Origin of the sequence: Promicromonospora sp. NFX87 (assembly GCF_048564965.1) — a bacterium.
GTDB lineage: Bacteria > Actinomycetota > Actinomycetes > Actinomycetales > Cellulomonadaceae > Promicromonospora.
On the sequence record NZ_CP183413.1, the window covers coordinates 2,736,587 to 2,755,707 of the forward strand.

The window sequence follows — 19,121 nt, forward strand, 5'->3', positions numbered from 1 at the left end:
CCGTCCTCCCATGAACTGTCCCCTCATGAACTGCCCTCTCATGCTTCGTCGGTTCGTCGGGAGAGCAGCACGTACCCCGCGAGGAGCACGCACAGGATGAGGCTCATGAGCAGGCCGAACGCGGCGGCGCTGCCGATGTCGGCCTTGGTGACCAGCTCCGTGTACACCTGGATGGCCATGACCTGCGTGCTCCCGGCGCCCTCGGTGAGCAGGTAGACGTCGTCGAAGGTCTGGAACGACCAGATGAACCGCAGCAGCAGGAGCAGCAGGGCCACCGCCCGCAGCTGCGGGAGCAGGATGAACCGCAGGGCCTGCCGGCGGTTCGCGCCGTCGAGCGCGGCGGCCTCCTCGATCTCGCCGGGCACGGACTGGAGCCGGGCCGTGAGGAACAGGAACGCGAGCGGCGCCGACTTCCAGACGTCGAACAGCACGACCACGAGCAGCGCCACCGGCACGGGGATGCCCCAGACGTCCGCAGTGGTGGTGCTGAGGAAGCCCACCGGCGTGTCCCACCCGAGGTACGCGCGGCCGAACGCGTTGACCACGCCGTACTGGGGGTTGAGCGCCGTCTTCCAGATGGTGGCAGCGGCGACCACCGGGAGCACGTACGGCACGAGCAGCAGGGCGCGGACCAGGCCACGTCCGGGGAACGGCCGCCGCAGCGCCAGCGCGAGCGCGAGGCCAACGGCGAGCGACCCGACCGCCGTCAGACCCGCGTACAGGACCGTGGTCCACAGGGCGCCCCAGAACGCCTGCGACGCCGCGGCCTGCCGGAAGTTGTCCAGCGTCCAATCGATCGGCTCCGTCCCGAGGTACGGGATGTCGACGAGGCGGATCTCGGAGAACCCGAACACCACCACCAGGGCAAACGGCAGCAGCACGACGAGGGCGACGACCGCGAGCGACGGCGAGACGAGCAGCCACCCGGAGCGGTTCGCGCGCTGGGCAGCCGTCGTCGGGCGGGCGATCGTGGTCGGGCGGGCCCTCACTGGTCCTGCTGCAGGGCCGTCACCTCGGCGGCCATCTGCTGGGTCACCTCGGCGGGATCGGTGCCCCGGTACAGCGGGTCGAGCTGCTGCGCGAGCGTGCCCTGGGTGGCGACCAGCCCGGCGAGCGTGGCATCGGGAGTGCCCTGGCCCCAGCGGGAGACGGCGGCCATGCCCTCGCCCATCGCGGTGACCAGGTCGTCGCCGTACACCTCGGCGACCGAGGACTCGACCTTGGGCCCGAAGCCCAGGCCGCCCCACGCGTCGAGGAACTCCGTCGGGTTCTCGGGGGTGCCGGTGCGCAGCGGGAGGCGGCCCTCGGTGGCGACGGCGAGCGTGTCGGCGTAGCCCTCGCCCAGCACGTACTCGATGTACTGGCGCGCCTCGTCGGCGTTCGCGCGCGCGGGGACCGCGTAGGCGAGCGTGGCGCCGAACTGGGCCGGGTGGTTCTCGTCCAGCACCGTGATGAAGTCCGAGCTCTCCGCGAGGAACGTGGGGTCGTCGGCGCACTGCTCGCACGACGGCGGCACCGCCTCGTCGAGGTTCGCCAGCTCGTCGAGGATGTGCGTGGAGAAGAGCAGCATGGCGGCGTCCCCCGCCATGTAGGCGGCCCGGGCGGACTCGACGTCGTAGTCGCCGGCGACCGACGAGTCGCGCAGCTCCTTGAAGTATCCGGCGGCCTCGGTGCACTCCGGCGAGTCGATGGTGACCTCGCCGTCGGACACGAGCTCGCAGCCCGCCGACTGGAAGATCGACTCGATGCCCTCCGTGCCCGACGCGGTGCCGGACTGGGTGCCGAGCGCGATGCCCGTGATTCCGAGCTCGTCCTTGACGGTGGTCGCGGCCTCGGCGAGCTCGGCCACGCTGGTCGGTACCTCGACCCCCGCCTCCTCGAGCAGGTCGGTGCGGTAGGCGATGAGGTGCACCCAGCCGTCGCTCGGGACGGCGGCGACCGTGCTGCCGCCCCCGTCGTCGTCCTGCACCGTGACGGCGCCCAGTGCGTTCTCGTTGAAGGTCGCCGGGTCCAGGGTGTCCATCGCCTCCTGCACGACGTCCGTGTCGAGCAGCCCCTGGGCCTGCCAGGAGGTGACCTGCGAGGCGCCGGCGAGGATCACGTCCGGTACCTCGCCGGAGGCGGCACCGGTGACCAGCGCCTGGTCCTGGTCGGCGGCCGCGAGCGGGACGACGTCGACCTCGATGCCCGTCTCCGCGGTGAACCTCGCCGCCACGGCCTCCTGGGCGGCGACCCGCTCCGGCGTCGACTGGGGTGTCCAGAAGGTGATGGCGTCGGCCGGCCCTTCCTGCTCGGCGCTCGGGCCGCAAGCGGCGAGCAGGGCTGCGGCGGCGGTCAGTGCGACGACGACGGCGGACGAGCGGATGCGACGGTGCATGGTCCCTCCTCGGTGTTTGTGCCGGTGCGGGTGCCCCAGAGACTTCACCCGCGGAGGGAGCCAGTCAAGGCCGACGCGCTGGTACGTCCACGACCCGCGGGTCACCGACGGCGGGGGAGAGGGCACCCGCGGAGGCGGCCGCGACGTCGGCGGTCAGGGCGTCCAGCTGCTCCCTCGGCACCAGCAGCCGCAGGTGCGCGACGGCGTCGTAGGCGGGCGGCTCCATCACCGACCCGTGCGACGAGGCCCAGTCGCGCAGCACGTTGTCGATCCGGCCGGCGTCGCCGTGGGGGACGGGTACCTCCACCTCGTACAGGAGCTCCCGGCGGAGCAGCGCCCCGGCCCCGGAGGCGATGTCGAGCGCGCCGGACACAGCGCCCGAGTACGCCCGGACCAGCCCGCCCGCACCCAGCTTCACGCCGCCGAAGTAGCGGGTGACCACGGCGACGAGGTCCGTCATGTCGCGGTGACGCAGCACCTCCAGCATCGGGACGCCCGCGGTGCCGCCGGGCTCGCCGTCGTCGGAGGAGCGGGCCGTCTGGGTCGCGCCGTCGGCGCCGGTCCCGAGGACCATCGCTACGCAGTGGTGGCCCGCGTCCCACAGCTCCTTGCGGAGGCGCGCGATGACGGCGTCGGCCTCCGCGACGCTCGCGGCGGGTGCGAGGTGGGCCAGGAACCGGGACTTCTTGATGACCACCTCGTGGTCGATCGGCCGGGCGATGGTGCTGGGGAGGTCCACCGCACGAGGGTACGGGGACTTCCTTCCCGGATCGACGACACGCTGCGCCTTCTCCATCGATTAATAGTGTGCCAAGCGTATATTTCCACCATGACCAGCACCGATGCCACGTCACCACAGGCAGGGAGCGGGGACCCCGCCCGCTATCCGCGGCCGCCCGTGAGCCTCGAGGAGGCCGAGTGGGTCTGGCGTGAGCTCTCCACCGAGGCGATGCGCACGGGCGCGAAGCCCGAGGCAGTGCGGCTTGCCGTGATCACCGGCCTGGTGCGTGCGACGGGTGCGCGGTACGGGGACCTGCTGCGGGTACGTGTCGAGGACATCGACCTGGGGCCGGCCCGGGCGAAGACCTCGGACGGCAGCGTGCTCGTGCGGCACGGCAAGCACCGCACACCGCGGCGGCACCTGTTGCCGGCCGACCTGGTGGTGCTGCTGAAGCACTGGATGATCGTGCGCGAGGAGCTGGCGGCGGAGCTCGAGGGTTCGGTGCCGAGGGCGCTGCTGCTCACGGTCCACCACACGCACGACAACGGGACGACCGTCGCGTCGGGCCTGCCGATCAGCCGCCAGGGGCTGGTGCTGTCGTGGCGGCGGTTCGTGCACCGGACCAACGCGCGCTACGGCGCCCTGCGCCCGCCGCTGCCCACCCGCTTCGAGCAGATCCGGCGAGCCTGGATAGAAGCGTCCCAGGCCAGTTGAGTGCGGGATATTCGCCCCTCCAGGCCTGCTGAAGGGGCGAATAGCCCGCACTCAACGGTCACGTGGTCGAGATGCCTACCAGCGGGGCCTGCTCGGTCGACGACGGGAGCTCCGTGAAGCCGTAGCGGTCGTAGAACAGGCGGGCAGCGGTGTTCTCCGCCGCGTAGCCCAGGTGCACGCCCGGCACGCCGCGCTCGGCGAGAGCGCCCCGGAGCGTGTCGATGAGGCGGGAGCCCAGGCCGCGGCGCTGGAGCACCGGCAGCAGGTCGATGTGCAGGTGAGCGGGATGCGTCGTCAGCTCGCCGTGCCGCAGGCCCCGGACCATGCGCTCCGGGTCCGCGCCGTCGTGCAGCAGCTGGGCCTCGGTGTAGGACGGGTTCCGGCCGGTGGCCGGGCCGGGGGCGGGGTGCCGGGCGACGAAGCCTGGCGTCCACTCGCGGGCCCACCACTCGACGAAGGCCTGGGTGTCGGCGATGCCGATGATGTATCCGGCCGCACGGCCCTCGTGCTCGACCACCCACGCGAGGTCGGGGGAGTGCTCCACGTAGGGGAGCGCGTAGACGTCGGGCATGAGCAGGTCGGACGAGTAGACGCCGCGCGCGTCGCCGCCGGCAGCGGCCGTGCGGACGCAGATGTCGGCGACGTCGGCACGGTCGGCGGCGCTGTACGGGCGGATGAAGGGCTCGGTCACCCGGGCACCCTAGCGTGCGGTGCCCGGGGGCCGGTCCCGGCTACGACTCGGGGATCGCCCCGGACGCCGACTCCAGGTGGGCGCGCACGAACCAGTGGAACTGCTCGAGCTCGTGCAGGTGGCCGATGAGCAGGTCGTTCGTGACGTCGTCGAGCTTGGCGGTGTCGTCGGCGGCCTTGCGGTGGTCCGTGATCACGGACTCGTAGACCTCGTCGAGCGCGGCCAGGTGCTTGGTGGTCGTGGCGCGGCCGAGCGGGTAGTCCTCCCAGTTCCGGGCCGCGACGAGCGCGCCGGGTGTCCCGACCGGGACGCTGCCCAGGGTGGCGATGCGCTCGGCGATCTGGTCGACCATCGCGCGCACGGCGTCGACCTGCGGGTCGAGCATCTCGTGGACGCCGATGAAGTGCGGTCCCACGACGTTCCAGTGCACGTGCTTGAGCGTGAGGTGCAGGTCGTTCAGCGCGTGCAGCCGCTGCTGGAGGAGCTCCGCGACCTCGGCTCCCTGCTCTGGGGTGAGGGACGGGACGGTGTAGCGGGGCAGCTTCGGGGACATGTCGGTCCTCTCTTCCGGCGATCGGTCAGCTCGGTCCATCCTCACGCGAGGGGCGGCCGGTCGCCAGCGCGAGGAGCGCGATCCCGACCAGGGCGAGCGCCGCGAGCAGGACGGCGGTGGTCGTCGTCGTGCCGGAGGCGAGCACGGCGAGGGCCCCGAGGAGGCCGGTGGCACCGAGGACCGCGGCGTCGCGTCGCCAGCCGGTGCGGAGGGCCGCGAGCTCGGTGTGGCCGTCGGGCGGGACGTGGGCTGCCCACCAGGTGGTGCGGGCGAGCAGGTGGGCGAGCAGCGCGACGACGAGCGCCCAGGGGTCGAAGGGTTCGGTGGTGAAGCCCCAGAACAGCACGGCCGCGACGACGACGACGCCCCCTGCCGTGGCGGGGGTCGGGCGGACGACCAGGAGTCCCGTGGCGAGCACGGCGATGGTCCCGGTGACCCCGAGGGGGACGTCGGGGGTGCGGCCGGCGGCGGTGAAGAGCAGCAGCGGGGTGAGCGCTAGGAGCGCGAGGCGGAAGACCCAGCCGCGGACGGTGGGTCCGGTCTCGACGGTGACGGCGGGCAGGGGGCGCCGGCCGGGGTCGTCGAGGCGGAGCCTGAGGTGCCGGAGCCGTTCGGTGAGGGAGCTGGAGATCATGGGGTGCGTCCGGGTGTGTGGCGTCGGGCTGCGTGGGCGAGGGCTTCGAAGCGGACGGCGGCCTGGTCCCGCTGGGATCCGGCCCAGCGGACGACGGGGATGCCCTCGACGTCGAGGGCGGCGATCCGGTCCTCGCGTTCGAGGCGGCCGATGTGCCAGGCGATAGCGAGGTGGCTCTCGATGACGGTGTGGACGTCGGGGAGGGTGTCGATCACGACGACGGGGTGACCCGCGGTGCGCCAGGTGCGGACGAGGCGCAGGGGGTCGTCGTCGAGGAGCGTCGTGAACAGGTAGACGATGGCGTCGGCCGGGAGCTGCGGTGGGCGCACGCGGTGTGCCGACGCGAGGTCCTTCGGGTGGGCGAGCGCGAGTCCGTGCACGAGGCGGCGGAGGTGGCGTCGTCCGGCCGACGGCGGGAGCGGGCGGCGCCGGCGGGCGAGGTCCTCGAGGCCTACGCGGTCGCCCGCCTCGACCAGGGCGGTGGCGACAGAGGCCGCGGCGTGCCGGGCGAGGTCGAGCGACGTCGGCTCGTCGACCCGGATGATGCCGTAGCCGCGCCAGGTGCGGACGTCGGGCCCCACCTCGTCGCGGGAGTCGACGACGAGCACCGCCGTCGCCTCGGCGGTGGAGTAGGTGCGGCGGACGTAGAGGGTGTCGAGCTCGGGGGAGCGCCGGGCGGTGGTGCGCCAGTCGATCCGGCGCAGCCGGTCGCCCGGGGTGAAGGGGTGGATGTCGCGGAGCTCGGTGCCGTCGCCGAGGCGGCGTGACGAGTGCGGTCCGGTGAGGCCGCGCAGCCGTCGCGGCAGGGGCAGGCGGCCGAGCGGGGCGGCCCCGGGCAGGACGAGGCGGGTCGCGGCGCGGACCTGTGTCGGTTCCTCCTCCCAGGTGCCGTGCCGGGACCCGCGCAGGTCGACGGTGAAGGTTTGCTGCGGGCCGGTGCGGACGGACGAGAGGCCGAGCGGTACGTCGCGGGCCTGTCCCTGCGGTCGGGCAGCCAGCGTGAGGTGGGTGGTGCGGTGCCCGGGCGCGGTGATGCGGAGGTGGACGACGTCGGCCCCTTCACCAGGGCCGGCGGCGAGCTGGAGGGTCGCGGTGAGCTCCCCCGGAGTGGTGGGGCCCGGCGGTTCGTGGAGGTCCGCGCGCAGGGGTGTGGTGGGGCGGCCGGCGTGTGCCCAGGTGGCCGCGAGGAGGCCGGGTATGCCGATGAGCGCGATGTCGGCGCGCCCGGCGAGGACGCTCGTGGCGAGCAGGAGGATGCCGACGGTGACGGCGGCGGTGTACGCCGAGGTGGGGCGCCAGCCGTGGGGGCCGTCGACGGGTCTGCTGTAGGAGGTCCGTCCGCCGGCGACGATGATGCCGCCGACCGTCATCGGGTGGGGACCGTGGCGGGCGTGGGGACGGTGTGCAGGAGGTCGGCGATCACGGTCTCGGGCCGCGTGGCCGACGCCCACGCGGTGGGGGTGAGGGTGATGCGGTGGGCGAGGACGGGTATGGCCACGCGCTTGACGTCCTCGGGCAGCACGTAGTCGCGTCCGTCGAGGACGGCGACGGCGCGGGCGAGGAGGACGAGGTTCTGCGAGCCGCGGGGGGAGGCGCCGACCTCCAGGGCCTGGTGGCCGCGCGTGGCGGCGGTGAGGTCGACGCAGTAGCGGACGACGTCCGGGTCCACGGGGACCTGCTCGGTCCCGGCCTGCATCGCGCGCACGGTGGTGGGGTCGACGACGCGGCGCACGGACGTGGCCTCCTGTCGGCGGGCGAGGCGGCGGGTGACGACCTCGGCCTCCTGCGCGCGGTCGGGGTAGCCGACGCCGAGGCGGACCATGAAGCGGTCGAGCTGAGCCTCCGGGAGGGGGTACGTGCCCTCGTACTCGACGGGGTTGGAGGTGGCCAGCACGTGGAACGGGTTGGGCAGGGGGCGGCTGGTGCCCTCGATGGACACCTGCCGCTCGGCCATCGCCTCGAGGAGCGCGGACTGGGTCTTGGGCGCGGTGCGGTTGATCTCGTCGGCGAGGAAGAGACCGGTGAAGACCGGTCCGGGGCGGAACTCGAAGGTGCGGGTCGCCGGGTCGAAGACCGAGGAGCCGGTGATGTCCGCGGGCAGCAGGTCCGGGGTGCACTGGAGGCGCGCGAAGTCGAGGCCGAGGGCGGCGGCCAGCGAGCGCGCGGCGAGGGTCTTCCCGAGGCCCGGTACGTCCTCGAAGAGGACGTGTCCGCCGGCGAGGATGGTGGCGAGGGCCACCTGGAGCGCGTCACGCATGCCGACGACGGCGGTGCCCACCTCGGTGAGGACCTGTTCGCCCAGCGCCGCGACGTCGGCGACGGGCAGCGGTGCCGGGCCGGTCTCTGGGCTGGTCGCTGGGCCGGTGCGGTCAGGCATGGTTCTCCTCGGTGGTGGGTGCGGCGCCGAGGCGGTCTATCGCGTCGAGCCAGGTCTGTACGGTGCGCGCCGTGGGAGGCTGTCGGGACTTGAGCTGGCGCAGGACGCGAGCGCCGAGGAGTCGTTCGGCGTCGGGTTCGGCTGCGGGGTCGGTGGGGTCGACGCCGTGTGCGCGGAGCCGGTCGGCGGCGAGCGCCCGGATGCGGCGGACGACCCGGTCGGTGACGCGGCCGTCGCGGCCGAACACGGACCAGCCGAGGTCGGACACGTCGTGGCGGCCGCCGGCGCGGGCCTGGACGGGGAGGTCTGGCCATTCGGGGTCGGGGGTGGTGGTGTCGGTGGCGGACCAGAGGATGCTGATCGCGGTGGCCACGGCTGCCGCGGCGATGGCGTGCCAGGGGTCGATGACGTTCCAGTAGGCGAGTCCGGCGGCGGCGAGGCCTGCGATGACGGTGACGGTGGTGATGCGCCGCCAGTTCCAGGTCCTCACGTGCGGCCTTGTTCGTTGCCGGTGATAGGGCCGGTGCTGGGGCCGGTGGTGTCGTCGACGTCGAGGCTGCGTGCGATGTCCGCGAGCGCCGTTCGGGCCTGGGTGACTGCGGTTCGGTCGATGGGCCGGTCGGTGAAGCGGGCGCGTTGGTAGAGGGTGCGCAGGCGGGCGACGGCGGCTGGTGGTGCGGGGGTGTTGGCGAGGACGGTGCCGGTGAACTCGGTGGGGGTCTGGGCGGGGTCGCGGTGGGCGCCTGCGCGGGCGGCGGCTTCTTCGAGGGCTACCCAGGCGGCGACGACGGCGTCGCGGGGGCGGGCGTGTCCGTCGAGGTGGGCGAGGGCGCGGGTGACGGCGTCCTGGAGCTCGGGGAGGTCGACGGCGTCGTCGGGGGTTGCGGTGCCGGTGCCGGCGGTGAGGTTGTCGGGTGTGGTGTCGATCTGTCCGCGGAGGATGGTGAGGAGCTTGCGGGCGGCGAGGGTGAGGAGGGCTGCGAAGAGGAGGCCGAGGAGGATTGCGGTGACCAGTACTACCCAGCGGTTGTCGCGGGTGGGTTGGTCGAGGGGCTGGGGTCGTGGGCTGGCGCTGACGTCGGGGCTCGGTGGTGGCTGTTGTTGGGGCATGGAGAGCTCCGGGGTGGGCAGGTGGGGCGGGCTGAAGCGCCAGGGGGTGGCGGTGGCTGCGCCGAGTACGACGATGGTGACCAGGAGGAGGGTGATGGTCAGGCGGGTGCTGGGTTTCATGCTGTGAGCTGGTGGGCGTGGATGCCGGCCGCGGCTGCCGCGACGAAGGAGGCGGGGTCGGCGTCGAGGTCGCGGCCCATGGTGCGCAGTCCGCCGGGTGCGGTGCGCAGGGTGTCGAGGAGGGTGGTGTCGGTGGGGACGTCGACGAGGGTGTGGCGGGTGTCGGTGAGGGTTTTCGCCTGTTCGCGGATGCGGTGGGTCAGCGGCGCGCCCCAGGCCGGCAGGTCCTCGAGGCCGGTGTCCGGTACGGGGACGGGGACGTCGGCGGGGGCGAGGGCGACCCTGCTGTACGCGGTCAGGGAGTGGTGGGAGATGCCGAGGTGGCGGTCGCGGGGGTCTGCCCCGGACACGCGCAGGGAGGCGACGGGACGTCCGTGCAGGGTGGCGGCGGCGTTGACCGCTTCACCGGCGGCGACGCCGGAGTAGCCCCAGCGGGTCCCGGTCCCGAGGTTGCCGGGCCCCTGGGCGACGACGGCGATGTCGCACCCGGCGACGTGCCGTGCCGCGAGCAGGCCGGTGTGTACGGTCACTGCTTCGAGGTCGCCGCCGAAGGCCTGGCCGACGGTGACGCAGGTGGTGAGCCAGTCGGCGTCGCGCAGGGCGGCTACGGTGCGGGAGAACGCGGCGGGCAGCGCACCGCCGTCGGTCATGACGTAGGCGATCCGTAGCTTGTCGGGGGATCCGGCGGCCGCGTGGGCGTGCCGTAGCCCGGCGACAACGGCGGGCAGCGCGGAGTGCAGGTCCGCGACGACGACGGGCATGCCGTCGAGGCTGTCGGCGTCGGCCAGGGTCGCGTGGTGGGGCGACTCCTGTTCGTCGACGCCGAGCACCATCGTCTGCAGGGGTGTGTACCGGGCCTTGACGAGGTGTCCTGGACCCGGTTCCGGGTCGGGTGGCAGGGGGGTGCCGGCCGACGCCGGACCCACCACGAGCGCGTACCCGCCGGTGCCCAGCCCGCGGGCGAGCGCGGAGACGTTCAGGAGCAGGGCGTCGCCCGGTCCGGGGTCGCCCACCAGGTCGGTGTACGCGAGCGCGCGCACCGTCGCCGGTCCTGTCACCGCCTCTGTCACCTGCCCGGCAGCGTCACGCCCCGGCAGGGGGCGGTCGAGCGTCACCTCGAGCTCGCGTGCGCCCCGCCACGACCTGCCTGTGGAAATCACGGTCCCGATCCGCCACGTCATCACAGGGTGGAGGCTACCGAACGCTACCGTTGTCCTGATGTCCATCGATCCGCCCCCCAGCGCGCAGCCCGCGCCGTCACCCGCCCCGCCGTCCGCTCAGCCGGTCGGTCAGCCGCCCGGCCTGAACCCCGCCGAGCGGCTCCTGAACCTTGTCATCGCGCTCGTGAACACGAACGCCGCGATGACCAAGCAACAGGTCCGTACCGCGGTGGCCGGGTACGCCGACGCGCCCAGCGACGAGGCGTTCGAGCGGATGTTCGAGCGCGACAAGGACATGCTCCGCGCTCTGGGTATCCCCGTCGTGACGGTCGGGACCGGTGGGCACACCGACGAGCTCGGGTACCGGATCGACCAGGACGCCTACGCGCTGCCGCCGATCGACCTCACTCCGGCCGAGCTGGGTGTGCTGTCCCTGGCCGCCCAGTTCTGGCAGGACAAGACCCTGCAGACGGACATCAACCGGGCGATGGTCAAGCTGCGTGCCGCCGGCGCCGGAGATCCGTCCGTCGACGCCCTGGCCGGCCTCGCGCCGTCCGTGCGCGCCGTCGGCGACGCCTACGGCCCCCTCATGGAGGCGATCGAGGCCCGCCGCGCGGTCACGTTCAGCTACCGGGCCGCGTACAACGGCGCGGTGCTGACCAGGCACGTCGAACCCTGGCGCATAGCGGCGCGCGACGGCGGCTGGTACCTCATGTGCTTCGACCGCGACCGGCAGGCGCCCCGCGTGTTCCGCATGTCCCGCATCGAGTCCCGCGTCCGCATCACCGGCCCCGCCGGCGCGTACGAGATCCCCGACTTCGAGACCGACGTCATGCTCGGCAAGGCCCACGGCGAGGTCCGTGCGGCGGTGGTCGCCGTCCGCCCCGAACGCGCCGGAGCGCTGCGCGCCCGCGCCAAACCGGTGCCCGAGGGCGAACGCGAGGCCTACAGCGAGCGCCTGCCCCGACCCGTCGGGGTGGCGGCCGGTGGCCGCGACGGCGATCACGCCGGGTGGGACATCCTCGAGGTGCCCTACCGGTCGCTGTCCGGGATGGCGTCCGAGGCCGCGGGCTACGGGGCGGCGCTGGTGGTGCTGGAACCCGAGCCGGTACGGAACGAGACGCTGCGCAGGCTCACCGCGGCGGCAGCACTGGGCACGGGCTCTGCCGGCACGGGAGCGCAGGCGGTGTCCCGTGGCTGAGCGCGCGGACGACAGGCTGCTGCGCCTGCTGGGCATCGTCGCCTACCTCGACGGCGCGGGGCCGGTGTCCGTGGCCGACCTGGCCAGGCGGTTCGGGACGACGCCCGCGCAGATCCAGAAGGACGTCGACGCCCTGTGGGTCTCCGGCACGCCTGGGTACTGGCCGGACGACCTCATCGACTTCGACGCGGCGTCCATCGACCGCGGCGTCGTGCACCTCACCGAGGCGCGCGGCATGACCAGGCCGTTGCGGCTCGGCACCCGGGAGGCCGTCGCGCTGGTCGCGGCGCTACGCGCCATGAAGGCCACCGGCGCGGTCCAGGCCGACCCCGCCCGGTCCGCCGTCGTCGAGTCGGCGCTGCGCAAGCTCACCGACGCGACCGGCGAGGCGGCGAACGCCGTCGACGTACGTCTCGCCCCGGGCGGGGACCGGCAGGTCGTGTCCGCGATCACGTCCGCGCTGACCACGCGCCACCGCCTGCGGATCAGGTACGTGACCTCCTCGGACGTCGTCAGCGAGCGCGAGGTGGACCCCGTCCGGCTGCACACGCAGGACGAGTTCGCCTACCTCGCCGCCTGGTGCTACCGCGCCGCAGCGCCCCGCACCTTCCGGGTGGACCGCATCCTGGAGGCGGTCGAGACCGACATCCCCGTGCAGGACCACCCGGGTGTGAGGGCCGAGATCGACTTCACCGCCCTGTTCGCCGGCGGGTCCTCACCGCTCGCGACCATCCGGTTCGCGCCGCGGGCCCGGTGGTTCGCCGAGGAGGTCCCCGTCGAGTCGGTACGCAACCTGCCCGACGGGGACTTCGAGGTCACCCTGCGCGTCACCAACCCGGGCTGGCTGCGCAGCACCCTGATCCAGCTGGCCCCGTACGTGCGGTCCGTCTCGCCCAGCTCGTTGGCCGACGACGTCGCGGGGGCCGCCGCGGAGGCGCTGGCCCTCTACGAAAACTAGGCCCGAAGCAGGTCCGCCGACCCGAGACGCAGCCACATCGGCAAATTCGCACTAGGCTTGGCGACCATGTGGTTCTGGGTATGGACCCTGCTGATCGTAGGCAGCCTCGTCGGAGCGTTCTTTCTCGCCCGCTCCCTCTGGCGGTCGGCAAAGGGTCTGATGGAAGAGCTGGGACGAGCGTCGCGCCGCATCGGCGAGTCGAGCGACCGGTTGCAAGAGCTGTCCGACCGGGCACGCGAGGCCGCGGCCACGCGGCACGCCGGGCCCAGCCTGTTCGACGACGTGACGATCCACTACCAGCGCGTCAACGCGCAGCGCACCGCGCGCGCCGGACGCAAGGACGTACGCCGGGCGCGACACGTCGTGACCTGGCAGAAGTGGAAGCACTTCAACGAGTGAACCGGCGTCCTGACGCGCGTTCGCGGCCGCGGCCACCTGCAGTCCACCGGAGGGCTACCTTTGTGCCCCCTGCGTCCGCGTAGGATCGGTCATATCCGCACCGCACCGCGTATCAGTACCGCACCGTAAGGAGTCACCATGGGCGCAATGCAGCCGTGGCACTGGATCGTCCTGCTCGTCGTCGTCCTGCTGCTCTTCGGGTCCTCCCGCCTGCCGGGCCTGGCCAAGAGCGTCGGCCAGTCGATGAAGATCTTCAAGAAGGAGGTCAAGGACCTGCGCGAGGACGGCTCCGGGAACGCGGACAGCAACGTTGCTGACGCCCCCGGCGGGACCACCACGTCGAGCCCGAGCTCGACGACGGGACCGGGCGCGAGCTCGAGCACCGACCAGGTACCGGGCTTGATCTCCAACAGGGACCGCGACATCCCCAAGGCCTGATCGGTGGCACGCACTGGGCGGCCGTCCGACGGCCGCATGCCTCTGCTCGCGCACCTGCTCGAGCTGCGCAAGAGATTCGTCCTGATAGCAGTCGGCCTCGTGGTCGGAGCAGTCGCCGGATGGCTGCTCTACGACCCGTTGCTCGTCCTGCTCCAACGTCCCCTCGTGGTGGCGGAGGAGATGCGGGGCAACGAGATGACCCTGAACTTCGCCGGTCCGATGGCAGCACTGGACCTGAAGATCAAGTCGTCCCTGTTCCTCGCCGTGTTCCTCACCTGCCCCTGGTGGCTCTACCAGGTGTGGGCGTTCATCACCCCGGGCCTGAACAAGAACGAGAAGAAGTACGCGTACGGGTTCGTCGGTGCCGCGTTCCCGCTGTTCCTCGGCGGCGCGTACATGGCATGGCTCGTGTTCCCGCACGCGATCGAGATCCTGTCCGGGTTCCTGCCGGACGACGCGACCGCGTTCACCAACGCGCAGGAGTACCTGTCGCTCGTGATGCGGCTGCTCATCGCGTTCGGGCTCGCGTTCCTGTCCCCGGTGCTGCTGGTGGGCCTGAACTTCGCGGGCATCCTGACCGGCAAGGCGCTGCTGGCCGGCTGGCGGTGGGCGATCCTCGTCGCGTTCACGTTCGCCGCGATCATCACGCCGACACCGGACGCCATGACGATGATCCTCGTCGCGCTGCCGATCTGCGTGCTCTACTTCGCCGCCGTCGGCGTCGCGGAGCTGCACGACCGGCGCGTCGAGAAGCGGCTCGCGGCCGCCGAGCTCTGACCCCACGGCCCCGGTGCGCGCCTGTCGCGCCCGGGGCTGTCGGTGAGTGACCGTAGGCTGTGCCCATGAGCGAGCTGAGCCCCGCCGAGCGGTACACGGCCTTCCGGACCCAGAGCCGTTCAGCGGCCGAGCACCCCGAGCTGACCCGCTTCCGGGAGGTCATCGGCTTCGAGCTCGACGACTTCCAGGTGCAGGCCTGCGAAGCCCTCGAACAAGGCCGCGCCGTGCTCGTGGCGGCCCCCACCGGAGCCGGCAAGACGGTCGTCGGCGAGTTCGCCGTCCACCTCGCGCTGGCCTCGGACCGCAAGGCGTTCTACACCACGCCCATCAAGGCCCTGTCCAACCAGAAGTACGCCGACCTCGTGCGCCGCCACGGCATCGACAACGTCGGCCTGCTCACCGGCGACACCACGATCAACGGCGACGCACCGGTCGTGGTCATGACCACCGAGGTCCTCCGCAACATGCTCTACGCGGGCTCCCCGACCCTGGACGGCCTGGCGTACGTCGTCATGGACGAGGTGCACTACCTCGCCGACCGCTTCCGCGGCCCCGTCTGGGAAGAGGTCATCATCCACCTCTCCGACGACGTGCAGCTCGTCTCCCTGAGCGCCACCGTGTCCAACGCCGAGGAGTTCGGCGACTGGCTCGAGATGGTGCGCGGCGACACCGCCGTCGTCGTCTCCGAACGCCGGCCGGTACCCCTGTGGCAGCACGTCCTCATGTCCTCCCCGGAACCGCGCGGCAAGCCGCGCCTCCTGGACCTGTACGACGGGCACGTCGACCCGACCGACCCCGGCACCAACCCGCCCATCAACCCCGACCTGTCCGCCGCGTTCCGGTCCGGGCGCGGCGGCAACCGTCCCGGCGACTACCGGGGCGGCCCCGGCGGACGCCGCGGCCGCGGCGCAGGTCGTGGACGCGGCGGGTACCGCGGCGGCGACTCACGCCGCAGCGACGACAGCTCAGGGGGCATCGGCCCGAGCCGGCGCACCCCGCCGCGGTTCATCGTCATCGACGCGCTCAACGCCGACGCCCTGCTGCCCGCCATCTACTTCGTGTTCTCCCGCGCGGGCTGCGAGGCCGCCGTCGACCAGTGCCTCAAGGCCGGGCTGCGGCTGACCACCCCGCAGGAGGAGGCGACCATCCGGTCCATCGTGGAGGAGCGCACCACCGCCCTCCCGCCCGAGGACCTGGACGTGCTCGGCTACTGGGCCTGGTCGCAGGCCCTGGCCCGCGGCGTCGCGGCCCACCACGCCGGCATGCTCCCCGTGTTCAAGGAGACCGTCGAGGAGCTGTTCTCGCGCGGCCTCGTCAAGGTCGTGTTCGCCACCGAGACCCTCGCGCTCGGCATCAACATGCCCGCCCGGTCCGTCGTCCTGGACAAGCTCGTCAAGTGGGACGGCACCAGCCACGTCCCGGTCACGCCGGGCGAGTACACGCAGCTCACCGGCCGCGCCGGCCGCCGCGGCATCGACGTCGAGGGCCACGCCGTCGTCGTCGACCACCCCGCCCTGGACCCCGTGGCGCTGGCCGGCCTCGCGTCCAAGCGGCTCTACCCGCTCAAGTCCAGCTTCCGGCCCACGTACAACATGGCCGTCAACCTCGTCGCCCAGGTCGGCCGCGACCGCGCCCGCGAGGTCCTGGAGACCTCCTTCGCGCAGTTCCAGGCCGACCGCGGCGTCGTCGGCCTCGCCAAGCAGGCCCAGGCGCACGCCGAGGCCCTCGACGGGTACGCCAAGGCCATGTCCTGCGACGTCGGAGACTTCGGCGCGTACATGGACCTGCGCCGCGCCATCAAGGACCGCGAGAAGGAGCTGTCGCGCGCCGCGTCCGGCGCCGAACGCGCACAGATCGTGGCCTCCCTGGAGGGGCTGCGCCGCGGCGACGTCGTCGAGGTCCCGACCGGACGACGACGCGGGTACGTCCTCGTCCTCGACCCGGGCGAACCCGGCGGGTTCGACGGGCCGCGCCCCACGGTGCTCACCCAGGAACGCCAGGTCAAGAAGCTGACCCTCGCCGACGCGCCCGCCGGCCTGGAGACCGTCACGACCGTCAAGATCCCCAAGGCGTTCAACCCCCGCAAGCCCGACGCCCGCCGCGACCTCGTCTCCTCCATGCGCAACGCACTGGGCGCCCTCGCCGACGACGTCCCCTCCGCCCACTCCACCAGCACCCCGCCCGGCGCACGCGCACGCAGGTCCCCGGTCGGACGACGGTCGGACGCCGCCACCGACGCCGAGCTCGCCCGGCTGCGCAAGGCCCTCAAGGCGCACCCCTGCCACTCCTGCCCCGAACGCGACGACCACGCACGGTGGGCGGAACGCTGGAACAAGCTCAAGCGGGAGCACGACCAGCTCGTGCGCCGCGTCGAGGGCCGCACCGGGTCCATCGCACGCACCTTCGACCGCACCCTCGACGTGCTGCTGACCCTCGGCTACCTGCAGCGCACCGGCACGGGCACCGACGCAGGCACCGGCCTGCAGGAGTCCGGCAGGATCCGCGTCACCGACGACGGCCGCTGGCTGCGCCGCCTCTACGCCGAGAACGACCTGCTCCTGGCCGAGTGCCTGCGCCGCGGGGCGTGGGACGGCCTCGACCCGGCGGGCCTGGCCGCCGTCGTCTCCACGGTCGTGTACCAGTCACGGCGTGACGACGCCCCCGACCCGTACATCCCCGGCGGCCCCACCGGGCGCCTGGCCGCCGTGCTGGACGAGACCCAGCGGGTCTGGTCCGAGGTCGACGACCTCGAGGAGGCGCACGGCATCGAGGCCACCGGCCCGCTCGACCTAGGCCTGGTCGGTGCGATGTACCGGTGGGCGTCCGGCAAGACGCTGGACAGCGTGCTGCGCGGCTCCGACCTCGCCGCCGGCGACTTCGTGCGCTGGTGCAAGCAGGTCATCGACGTGCTCGACCAGCTCGGCGGCGCGGCGCCGTCGGAGAAGCTGCGCAGCACGGCACGCAAGGCGCAGGACGCGGTGCTGCGCGGGGTGGTGGCGTACTCGAGCCTCTGACCAGCGGCTGACCGGTCCTGGGCAGGCCTCTGAGCACCGCATCGGGCGGGCTGATCGCATACGATTTCCACGTGAGCCAGCCCGCCCGATCCATCCTGTACCGCAACGGCGTCATCCACTCGTCGGCGGACCCCTTCGCCGAGGCGATCCTCGTCGACGACGGCGTGGTGGCCTGGCTCGGAGCGAACGACACCGCCGCGGGCCTCGCCGCCCGCGCGGACCGGGTGATCGACCTGGACGGCGCGCTGGTGACCCCCGGATTCGTCGACGCGCACGCCCACGTGCTGGAGACCGGCCTGGCGAGCGACGCCGTGGACCTCACGCCCGCCGGGGGAGTGCACTCCCTCGCCGACGCACTGGCCGCCCTGCACGAGGGCGCCCGGCGGCTGGCCGCCGCCGACCCGTCCGGCGACCAGGTGCTGCTCGCGTTCGGCTGGGACGAGCAGACCTGGCCCGAGGAGCGCACGTTCACCCGGCAGGAGCTCGACGACGCCTGCGGCGGCCGTCCCGTCTACGCGGCACGCGTCGACGTGCACTCGGCGGTCGTCTCCAGCGCGATGGCCGCCCGCGCCGGCATCGAACGCGACCCCGCCTGGACCGGCATGGGAATGTCCGGCTCCGGCTGGTCCGACGCGCCCGTCGACACCGGCCTCGTCACCGCGGACCTGCACCACACGGTGCGCGCCGTCGCCCACACGCTCTCACCCGAACGCCGCACCCGCCTCTACCGCGAGACCCTCGCCGCGTGGGCGGCCCGCGGCATCGTGTCCGTGCACGAGATGAGTGGCGCGCACCTCGACACCCGGGCCGGCCTCGCCGAGCTGTACGCGATGACGACGGACTCGGTCAGCGCGGAAGCCGTCGCCGATCCCGACGCGCCCGCCCTGCCGCACCTGGTCGCCTACCGCGGCGAGCTCTGCCGCACCCCCGACGACGCCCGCGCGCTCCTCGCCGAGCTGCCGTTCCTCACCGGTATCGGCGGGGACCTGAACGTCGACGGCTCCATCGGGTCCCGCACCGCCGCCCTGCGCAGCCCCTACTCCGACCTGCCGCTGGACCCGTCCTCCGCGTCCTTCTCCGGCGCGCTGACCCACGCCGACGGCAGCCCCTGGACCGGCAACCTGTACCTGACCGCCGAGCAGATCGCCCACCACCTGGCCGCCGTCCAGAACGCCCGGGGCCAGGGCGCGGGCGTGCAGGGCGCGTTCCACGTCATCGGGGACCGCGCGATGGACACCATGGTCCTCGGACTCCAGATCGCCGCCCAGCTGACCGGCGACAGCGCGGTACGCGCCGCGCACCACCGCATCGAGCACGGGCTGTTCGTGGACGCGGCGACGCTCGCCGCACTCCTCGCGCAGGGCGTCGGCCTGTCGGTCCAGCCGGCGTTCGACTCGTCCTTCGGCGGCAGCAAGGGCGTCTACGCCACCCGCCTCGGCCCCCTGCGCGCCGGATCCCTCATGCCGTTCGCCGACCTCGCCCAGGCCGGGGTACCGCTCGCGTTCGGGTCCGACACCCCGGTCACCCCCGTGGATCCCTGGCAGGGCGTACGCGCGGCGACCAGCCACGAGGACCCCGACCAGCGCATCTCCGCCGGCGCCGCGTTCCGCGCCCACACCCGCGGCGGCTGGCGCCTCGCCGGCCTCGACCACACGGGCGCCGGGCAGCTGCGTGTCGGCGCGCCCGCGCACCTCGCCGTCTGGCGCGCCGAACGGCTCGGCGTGCAGGCCGCACCCGGCCGCCTCAGCTCCTGGAGCGAGGAGGCCCGCGCGGGCACGCCCCTGCTGCCCGACCTCGCCCCGGACGCCGCCCAACCGGAATGCCTGCACACGATGCGCGACGGCGTCATCCTCCACGACACCTTCTGAGCGCCCGCG

The 19,121-nt window shown here is 73.1% G+C and carries 19 protein-coding genes; 8 read left to right on the plus strand and 11 right to left on the minus strand.

What is annotated here, in order from left to right:
* Positions 1-38: 38 nt before the first annotated feature.
* The 3 genes from ACNYC2_RS12245 to ACNYC2_RS12255 form a co-directional block, all read right to left on the minus strand.
* Complete coding sequence (locus tag ACNYC2_RS12245; protein WP_419707288.1) at positions 39-989, minus strand: carbohydrate ABC transporter permease; 951 nt, start codon at positions 987-989, stop codon at positions 39-41.
* A complete protein-coding gene (locus ACNYC2_RS12250; protein ID WP_419707289.1) occupies positions 986-2,377 on the minus strand; it encodes an ABC transporter substrate-binding protein in 1,392 nt (463 codons plus the stop codon). The genes ACNYC2_RS12245 and ACNYC2_RS12250 overlap by 4 nt, the downstream gene beginning before the upstream one ends.
* Positions 2,378-2,441: 64 nt before the next feature.
* Complete coding sequence (locus ACNYC2_RS12255; RefSeq protein WP_419707290.1) at positions 2,442-3,116, minus strand: IMPACT family protein; 675 nt, start codon at positions 3,114-3,116, stop codon at positions 2,442-2,444.
* A 90-nt stretch (positions 3,117-3,206) separates the two neighbouring features.
* Here ACNYC2_RS12255 and ACNYC2_RS12260 point away from each other — a divergent pair, with 90 nt between their 5' ends.
* Positions 3,207-3,812, plus strand: coding sequence for a tyrosine-type recombinase/integrase (locus tag ACNYC2_RS12260; RefSeq protein WP_419707291.1), 606 nt, complete (start codon positions 3,207-3,209; stop codon positions 3,810-3,812).
* Positions 3,813-3,870: 58 nt separating this feature from the next.
* Here the strand turns inward: ACNYC2_RS12260 and ACNYC2_RS12265 are convergent, their stop codons facing one another.
* Genes ACNYC2_RS12265 through ACNYC2_RS12300 form a run of 8 tightly spaced genes read right to left on the minus strand, consistent with a single transcriptional unit; the run spans position 3,871 to position 10,481 of the window.
* Positions 3,871-4,503: a GNAT family N-acetyltransferase gene (locus tag ACNYC2_RS12265; RefSeq protein ID WP_419707292.1), complete on the minus strand. Its 633-nt coding sequence runs from the start codon at positions 4,501-4,503 to the stop codon at positions 3,871-3,873.
* Between the two features lie 40 nt (positions 4,504-4,543).
* Positions 4,544-5,056: a Dps family protein gene (locus ACNYC2_RS12270; RefSeq protein ID WP_419707293.1), complete on the minus strand. Its 513-nt coding sequence runs from the start codon at positions 5,054-5,056 to the stop codon at positions 4,544-4,546.
* Between the two features lie 25 nt (positions 5,057-5,081).
* Positions 5,082-5,690: a hypothetical protein gene (locus tag ACNYC2_RS12275; protein WP_419707294.1), complete on the minus strand. Its 609-nt coding sequence runs from the start codon at positions 5,688-5,690 to the stop codon at positions 5,082-5,084.
* Positions 5,687-7,060, minus strand: a complete 1,374-nt coding sequence (locus ACNYC2_RS12280) for a DUF58 domain-containing protein (protein ID WP_419707295.1) — start codon at positions 7,058-7,060, stop codon at positions 5,687-5,689. The genes ACNYC2_RS12275 and ACNYC2_RS12280 overlap by 4 nt, the downstream gene beginning before the upstream one ends.
* A complete protein-coding gene (locus tag ACNYC2_RS12285; protein ID WP_419707296.1) occupies positions 7,057-8,067 on the minus strand; it encodes an AAA family ATPase in 1,011 nt (336 codons plus the stop codon). Before ACNYC2_RS12285 ends, ACNYC2_RS12280 begins: the two co-directional genes overlap by 4 nt.
* Positions 8,060-8,557 carry a hypothetical protein gene (locus ACNYC2_RS12290; protein ID WP_419707297.1) on the minus strand — a complete coding sequence of 166 codons (498 nt, stop codon included), beginning with the start codon at positions 8,555-8,557 and terminating at the stop codon, positions 8,060-8,062. The genes ACNYC2_RS12285 and ACNYC2_RS12290 overlap by 8 nt, the downstream gene beginning before the upstream one ends.
* On the minus strand, positions 8,554-9,297 hold the full coding sequence (locus ACNYC2_RS12295; protein ID WP_419707298.1) for a DUF4129 domain-containing protein: 744 nt from the start codon (positions 9,295-9,297) through the stop codon (positions 8,554-8,556). The genes ACNYC2_RS12290 and ACNYC2_RS12295 overlap by 4 nt, the downstream gene beginning before the upstream one ends.
* The gene (locus ACNYC2_RS12300; protein WP_419707299.1) at positions 9,294-10,481 is read right to left on the minus strand and encodes a DUF3866 family protein; all 1,188 of its coding nucleotides are present in this window, start codon (positions 10,479-10,481) and stop codon (positions 9,294-9,296) included. Before ACNYC2_RS12300 ends, ACNYC2_RS12295 begins: the two co-directional genes overlap by 4 nt.
* 34 nt (positions 10,482-10,515) lie before the next feature.
* On the opposite strand from ACNYC2_RS12300, the gene ACNYC2_RS12305 reads away from it, so the two are divergent.
* The 7 genes from ACNYC2_RS12305 (at position 10,516) to ACNYC2_RS12335 (ending at position 19,112) form a co-directional block, all read left to right on the plus strand.
* Positions 10,516-11,658, plus strand: a complete 1,143-nt coding sequence (locus tag ACNYC2_RS12305; RefSeq protein ID WP_419707300.1) for a helix-turn-helix transcriptional regulator — start codon at positions 10,516-10,518, stop codon at positions 11,656-11,658.
* Positions 11,651-12,616: a helix-turn-helix transcriptional regulator gene (locus ACNYC2_RS12310; RefSeq protein WP_419707301.1), complete on the plus strand. Its 966-nt coding sequence runs from the start codon at positions 11,651-11,653 to the stop codon at positions 12,614-12,616. The genes ACNYC2_RS12305 and ACNYC2_RS12310 overlap by 8 nt, the downstream gene beginning before the upstream one ends.
* A 66-nt stretch (positions 12,617-12,682) precedes the next feature.
* Positions 12,683-13,015, plus strand: coding sequence for a hypothetical protein (locus ACNYC2_RS12315; RefSeq protein ID WP_419707302.1), 333 nt, complete (start codon positions 12,683-12,685; stop codon positions 13,013-13,015).
* 138 nt (positions 13,016-13,153) lie between these two features.
* Complete coding sequence (gene tatA / locus ACNYC2_RS12320; RefSeq protein WP_419707303.1) at positions 13,154-13,453, plus strand: Sec-independent protein translocase subunit TatA; 300 nt, start codon at positions 13,154-13,156, stop codon at positions 13,451-13,453.
* A gap of 3 nt (positions 13,454-13,456) precedes the next feature.
* The gene (tatC, locus tag ACNYC2_RS12325) at positions 13,457-14,230 is read left to right on the plus strand and encodes a twin-arginine translocase subunit TatC (protein ID WP_419707304.1); all 774 of its coding nucleotides are present in this window, start codon (positions 13,457-13,459) and stop codon (positions 14,228-14,230) included.
* Positions 14,231-14,295: 65 nt separating this feature from the next.
* Positions 14,296-17,244, plus strand: coding sequence for a DEAD/DEAH box helicase (locus tag ACNYC2_RS12330; protein WP_419707305.1), 2,949 nt, complete (start codon positions 14,296-14,298; stop codon positions 17,242-17,244).
* A 71-nt stretch (positions 17,245-17,315) separates the two neighbouring features.
* Entirely contained in the window at positions 17,316-19,112 is a 1,797-nt protein-coding gene (locus ACNYC2_RS12335) for an amidohydrolase (protein WP_419707306.1), read from the plus strand.
* The last annotated feature ends 9 nt before the right edge of the window (positions 19,113-19,121 follow it).